Source organism: Elstera sp. (genome assembly GCF_044372965.1).
Taxonomy (GTDB): domain Bacteria; phylum Pseudomonadota; class Alphaproteobacteria; order Elsterales; family Elsteraceae; genus Elstera.
In genome coordinates, this window is the sequence record NZ_JBILQX010000201.1 from 1 (window position 1) to 6,057 (window position 6,057).

6 protein-coding genes are annotated in these 6,057 nt (G+C 65.5%); 3 read left to right on the forward strand and 3 right to left on the reverse strand.

Annotation, left to right across the window (positions count from 1 at the left end; all coding sequences use genetic code 11):
- Window positions 1–975 (forward strand): heavy metal translocating P-type ATPase (locus tag ACIQ36_RS17550; protein WP_395831706.1); only part of this gene is annotated, 975 nt, incomplete at its 5' end.
- Entirely contained in the window at window positions 972–1,367 is a 396-nt protein-coding gene (cueR, locus tag ACIQ36_RS17555; RefSeq protein WP_395831708.1) for a Cu(I)-responsive transcriptional regulator, read from the forward strand. The genes ACIQ36_RS17550 and cueR, both read left to right, overlap by 4 nt.
- Here cueR and ACIQ36_RS17560 read toward each other — a convergent pair.
- The 3 genes from ACIQ36_RS17560 to ACIQ36_RS17570 are packed head-to-tail and all read right to left on the reverse strand — an operon-like array spanning window position 1,364 to window position 5,255.
- Window positions 1,364–2,278, reverse strand: a complete 915-nt coding sequence (locus ACIQ36_RS17560) for an AEC family transporter (protein WP_395831710.1) — start codon at window positions 2,276–2,278, stop codon at window positions 1,364–1,366. The two genes, cueR and ACIQ36_RS17560, sit on opposite strands and share 4 nt — an antisense overlap.
- Window positions 2,279–2,292: 14 nt before the next feature.
- Window positions 2,293–3,561, reverse strand: coding sequence for a glycerate kinase (locus tag ACIQ36_RS17565; protein ID WP_395831712.1), 1,269 nt, complete (start codon window positions 3,559–3,561; stop codon window positions 2,293–2,295).
- Entirely contained in the window at window positions 3,558–5,255 is a 1,698-nt protein-coding gene (locus ACIQ36_RS17570; protein WP_395831714.1) for an ATP-binding cassette domain-containing protein, read from the reverse strand. Before ACIQ36_RS17570 ends, ACIQ36_RS17565 begins: the two co-directional genes overlap by 4 nt.
- Before the next feature lie 92 nt (window positions 5,256–5,347).
- Between ACIQ36_RS17570 and ccmA the strand changes: the two genes are divergently transcribed.
- Window positions 5,348–5,992 carry a heme ABC exporter ATP-binding protein CcmA gene (gene ccmA, locus ACIQ36_RS17575; RefSeq protein ID WP_395831717.1) on the forward strand — a complete coding sequence of 215 codons (645 nt, stop codon included), beginning with the start codon at window positions 5,348–5,350 and terminating at the stop codon, window positions 5,990–5,992.
- The last annotated feature ends 65 nt before the right edge of the window (window positions 5,993–6,057 follow it).

Here is a 6,057-nt window from a genome sequence, read left to right on the forward strand (position 1 = left end):
GGGGAGGCCTTGCAGCAGCTCACTGCCGTCAAACTGGTCGCCTTCGATAAGACCGGCACCTTGACCGCCGGCAAGCCCCTCATGACTGATTTGCTGGTTGCGCCGGGGTTCAAGCGCGCGGCGCTTTTGGCGGCGGCGGCGGCGGTTGAAGCCCAGTCGGAACATCCCCTCGCCAGGGCAATCGTGGCAGCGGCGGCCCAAGAGGGGCATAGCCTGTTGCCCGCTTCGGGCGTCACGGCGACGCCAGGGCGGGGAGTGGCGGGTGAGGTTGCGGGCGTGCGCCTTATGCTCGGCACCGAGGCTTTCTTGACCGATCACGGCATTCTTACCGGTACCTTGGCCGACGATGCCGCCACCCTCAGCGGGCAAGGCAAGAGCGTTTTGTTCATCGCCCAGGGCGGCGTGCTGGCCGGGCTGGTCGCCATCGCCGACCCGGTGAAGCCGGGGGCCAAAGCCGCGCTCGACGCTTTGCGCGCCCAGGGGCTGACCGTGGCGATGGTCACGGGCGACCGCGAGGCGACGGCGCGGGCGATTGCGGCCGACCTCGGCATTACCGAGATCGTTGCAGGGGTATTGCCGACCGGTAAAGTGGCGGCGGTGCAAAGTTTGAGGGCAGCCCACGGCGCGGTGCTCTTTGTCGGCGATGGTATTAACGACGCCCCCGCGCTGGCCGAAGCCGACGTGGGCCTCGCGCTCGGGACCGGCACCGATATTGCGATGGACGCGGCGGATATGGTGCTGATGGGCGGAGCCTTGACGGGAGTTCCTGTCGCGCTGGCTTTGGCGCGGGCAACCTTGCGGACGATCCGGCAGAATCTCTTTTGGGCGTTTGCCTATAATGTCGCGCTCATTCCGCTTGCCGCTATCGGGGCGCTCTCGCCGATGCTGGCCGCCGGGGCGATGGCGGGCTCCAGCCTATTCGTCCTCGGCAATGCTTTGCGCTTGCGTCGGTTCCGGGGGGAGGCACAAGCATGATGATCGGTCAGGCCGCAGCGGCCACGGGCGTTTCTGCCAAAATGATTCGCTATTACGAATCGATTGGCTTGCTGCCCGCAGCGGGCCGGACGGAGGCAGGTTATCGGGTCTATACGCCGGTCGATCTGCACACGCTGCGCTTTATTCGGCGGGCGCGCGATTTGGGCTTTAGCGTCGAGGCAATCACCGAGCTTCTCGCTCTTTGGCGTGACCGCTCCCGCCAGAGCGCTGACGTAAAACGCTTGGCTGAGGAGCAGATTGCGCTACTGCAAGCGAAGATCGACGCGATGCAGAGCATGGTTGGCACCCTCGCGCACCTCGCGCACTGTTGCCACGGCGACGGGCGGCCGGAATGCCCGATTCTGGACGATCTGGCAGCGGGAAAACTCTAAGTCCCAAGGGTCAGAACGACCGGCAAAACCACCCCGGCCAGCACGGTTTGCGCAGAAATTATCATCGCCATCAAGGGGGCGTCACCCCCCATCTGCCGCGCGAGGATATAGGAGGCGGCAGCGGTCGGCAGCGTTTGATAGAGCAGCACGATTCCGGCAGCAGTGCCGGTTAGGCCGAACATCAGACTAAGCCCGACGGCGGTGAGCGGCAGAAGGGCGAATTTCGCCAGCATCGACAGCAGCGTCGGGGTTATCAGCACGCGCGGCGAGGTGAAGGTGAGGGCTGCCCCCACACACAGCAACCCAATGGGTAGCGAGGCTTGCCCGAGAGCCTTCAAGGCAGGCTCAAATCCCGCTGGCAATCCGAGGTGCGTAAGATTGAGGGCGATGCCGAGCCCGCTCGCCATGAGCAGCGGGTTTTTCGCCAGTTGCAAGAGAATGCCGCGCAGGTTGGGGCGAGCGGTGCCGTAGCGCGCGAACATCAGAACGCAGACGATATTCACGGTCGGTACGATGGCGGCGGCGGCCAAAGCGCCCAAAGCTAAGCCTTCCGGCCCATAAAGCGCGGCGGCGGCAGGCAGGCCAACGTAATTATTAAAGCGAATGCCGCCCTGAAAAACCGAACTAAAGGCCGCATCGCCAAGCGGTATCCAGCGCCTTAGCCCAATCATCAGCAGGGCGACGAGCAGCGTGGAGAGCACCAGCACCGCCATGAGCCGCCCGACGGGTGCAGTCCCCCAATTGGCGGTGGCAAGCGAATGGATGATGAGGGCGGGCAGCAGCAGGTAATAGCCAAGCCGTTCAGTTTCCCGCCAAAACACCTCCGCCGTGAACACGCGATCTCGCAGCAGTTTTCCAAGGCCGATCAGCAGCATCACGGGCACCAGCGCCAGCACAATCGCCCAGAACATTGGCGGGGCCTCCTTTATTCAATCAGCAACGCGCGAAAATCATTCACATTGGTCCGCGTTGGGCCGGTGATAAGCAAATCGCCGATCCCTTGGAAGAAGCGATAGCTGTCGTTCCGCGCCAGGAAATCGGCGGCGCTCAAGCCTGCGGACGCTGCCCGCGCCAAGGTGTCGGGGGTGATGAAAGCGCCCGCATTGTCCTCCGTCCCGTCGATCCCATCGGTATCGGCGGCAAGGCCGTAGACGCTGGGAAGTCCCTTCAGCGCTTGGGCGAGCCCGAGGGCGAATTCGGCATTGCGCCCGCCGCGTCCCCCCTTGGCGCGCAAGGTCACGGTGGTTTCGCCGCCGGAGAGAATCACGCACGGCCCCGCCAGGGGAACCCCTTGCAAGCGCGCGGCGCGGGCGATTCCGGCGTGAACCTTGGCCACCTCGCGCGCCTCCCCCTCAATCGAATCGCCTAAGACCAGGACCGGATAGCCGAAGCCCTTCGCCGTTTCGGCGGCGGCCATCAGGCTGCGGTGTGGGCTGGCGATGACGTGGACGCTTTTTTGCGCAAAGGCGGGGCTGTCGGGGCTCGGCGTATCGGCGGCGGGGGAGGCGATCCAGGCGGCCAGCGCCGGGCCGGGGTCGATGCCGTATTGCGCCAGAATCGCCTGCGCTTCGGCGCGGTTCGACACATCGGGGATCGTCGGGCCGGAGGCGATGACGCCGGGATCGTCCCCCGGCACGTCGGAAATGACGAGGCTCACCATCGGTGTATTGGGCGCGGCGGCGGCGAGACGACCCCCGAGAATACGCGAGACGTGCTTTCGGACCCGGTTCATTTGCGCGATATCTGCGCCGGATTCGAGCAAACCCCGGTAGAGCGCCTGCACCTCCGCCAAGCTCACGCCTTCCGGCGGCAGCGCCAACAGGGCCGAGCCGCCCCCCGAGACCAGGGCGAGAATCAGATCGTCCGGCCCGGCGGTGGCCGCGAGGTCGAGCAACCGTTGCGCCGCGACTTCCCCAGCCGCATCGGGCACCGGGTGCGAGGCTTCGACCACTTCAATGCGCTGGGTCGGGGCACCATGCCCATAGCGGGTGACGACGAGACCCGTGAGCGGCCCCGGCCACAGGCTTTCGAGCGCTGCCGCCATTTCAGCGGCGGCTTTCCCGGCCCCGACGACGATGGTGCGGCCCTTGGGCGGCGGCGGCAGATGGGCGGCTAAGGCGTGCGCCGGTTGGGCGGCGGCAACGGCGCTGTCGAACAAGGCCCGCAGCAGGTCGCGGGGGGGAAGGCGGCTCATGGCGTTTCCTCGGAATGGTCAATCAGGCCGTGGCCCTTGCGGATTTCGATCCGTCTTGAAAAACTGTCCGAAACGCTACGGCGGTGGGAAATCAGAAGCAAGGTTTGGCCGCGCCAGATGTTTCGCAAGCCCGCTGTAACGGCGTGCTCGGAGGGCTCGTCGAGCGAGTTTAGGGCTTCGTCGAGCAGCAGAATCGGCGCGTCGCTGAGCAGGGCACGGGCGAGGGCAAGGCGCTGGCCTTCGCCCTGGCTGAACGGCTCGCCGCGCGCGCCCATACGGGTGGCGAGCCCCTGCGGCGCGGCGGCAATCCGGCCCGCCAGCCCACAAGCGGTGAGTAACTCCTCCCAGTGCGCTTCGGTCAAATCGCGCCCGAGGGCGATATTCTCCGCGACCGTACCGGGGAAAAAGACGCCGTTGGAGCGGTGCAGCATGAACAGCCGCTTGCGGTCGGCCAGCGACAGCGTGCCCAGCGGGCGACCATCCAGCAGAATCCGGCCTTCGGTCGGGGTTTGGACCCCCAGCAGCAGGGCGAAGAGGGTGGATTTCCCCGACCCGCTTTCACCGAACAGCGCCACCTGTTCGCCCGCGCGGATCGTGAGGCTGACGTTGCGCATCAGCCATTTACCCTCGGCATCTTGTAGGCCGAGGTTTTCAAGCGTCAGCGTCTCAAACCTCGGCGACGCAGGCGGGTGCGGGCTCGCGGCAGTCTCGGTGCCCAAAGTCAGCGATAACCGCTCATAGGCATTGCGCCCGTCGATCAACAGCGGCGCGGCCTCGCCGATCTTGGCGAGGCAGGGGAAGACGAGGGCGGCGTAATAGAGAAAGATCAGGACGGTCGCCAAAGTCTTCGGTTCGCTTTCGCTTTCCAAAAACAGCATCACCAGACAGGCGGCCGAGGCGAGGGCGACGAAAAGATCGATGGCGGCAAAATAAAGCGTTTGCCGGTGCCAGAGCAGCAACCCGCGCCGGTTCATCGCCCTGATCAGCGCCAGTGTGCGCCGAAAGAACCAACCGCGCGCGACGCCAAAGCGCAAATCCAAGCTGCGCTGCTGCAAGCCGGTGATCCAGGTGAGGAAATTCTCCTGGTTTTTCATTTGCGCCAGAAACGCCAGCTTGCGCCATCGGGCATACAGGGCGATCAGCGCGGAAAGCAGCAGAATTTCGACCAGCAGCACCAGCCCCAGGGGCGGATGCAGTAGCGTCAGCACCCCCACCATGAGCACCAGTTGCACCAGGGCCAGCGTCGCGCCGATCACCACGTCTTTAATCAGCCGCTGGATGGTTTCCACATCGCCGGTCGCCGCCGCCACGATTCGCCCGACGCCGAGATCGGCAATCTCTTGTGCCGGGCCGCGCAGCAAATGCCGGGCGATGCGGGCGCGCAAACGCCGAATCAACCGTTCCGACAGGCGGGTGGAAGCATTCTCTTCCGTCACCCGCACGCCGAACACGCTGAACTCCAGCGCGGCGATGAACAGGAGGAACAGCGCAAGGCTACTCAGGTTGGGAAGAAGGGCATGGGCCTGCGCGATCCACGCCGGAACCGGGTCGGGCGGCAGCAGCAGTTGCAGCGGCAGCGGGCGCAGCACCACGAGCAGCGTTTGCCCAGCGGCGAGCAGCAGGCAGAACACGAGCCGTCGCCGATACGCCCGGTCGGTTTGCAGCAAAAGGCGGTCAATGGCGGCGAGGCTCATGGTGGTTCCGGTGCAATATTTTGGGCAGAAATCCTGAAAGACGCGCCTTTATGCGGTTGCCCCGCGTTTAGGAGCAAGCCACTCTATCGGCCATGAACGCGCTTTCTCAGCCCCTTTGGTCCGAAAACCTCGCCTGCCGTCGCGGCGGCCGGAAAATTTTCGAAGGGCTGGCCTTTCGGGTCGCGCCGGGGGAAGCCCTTATCGTGACCGGGCCGAACGGCGCGGGCAAATCCAGCCTGCTGCGGCTTCTGGCGGGATTGGTCCAGCCTGCGGCGGGGGTCATCCACTGGGGCGAGGCCGATATTGCCGACGATCCCGTGGAGCACCGCGCCCGCACGGCCTATCTCGGCCATCTCGACGCGATCAAACCGCGCGCCACTGTGCAAGATCATCTAACCCTGGCGACGGTTCTTGCCGGGACTGACGCCGCGACCGTGCCGGAGGTTGCTGCGCGCGTCGGCCTCGGGCACCTGCTGGCCCGGCCAGGGCGGTTGCTCTCTGCCGGCCAGCGCCGCCGCGTCGCGCTGGGGCGCTTACTGTTGGCTGAGGCGCGCCTCTGGCTGCTCGATGAGCCGACGAACGCGCTAGACGCCGACGGGCAGGCGCTGCTGGTTGATCTGCTGAAGCAGCATTTGGCGGGGGGCGGGCTCATCGTTGCTTCCACCCATCAGTCGCTCGCGCTCCCCGCGCAGGCCTTGGCGCTGGCTAGTGCCGTTTCGCCACGCGCCGCCGAATAGCAGTGGAATAAGGGCCGTCACAAAAACGACATATTGGCATTTCCGGGCGACTATCGGATAAGAAA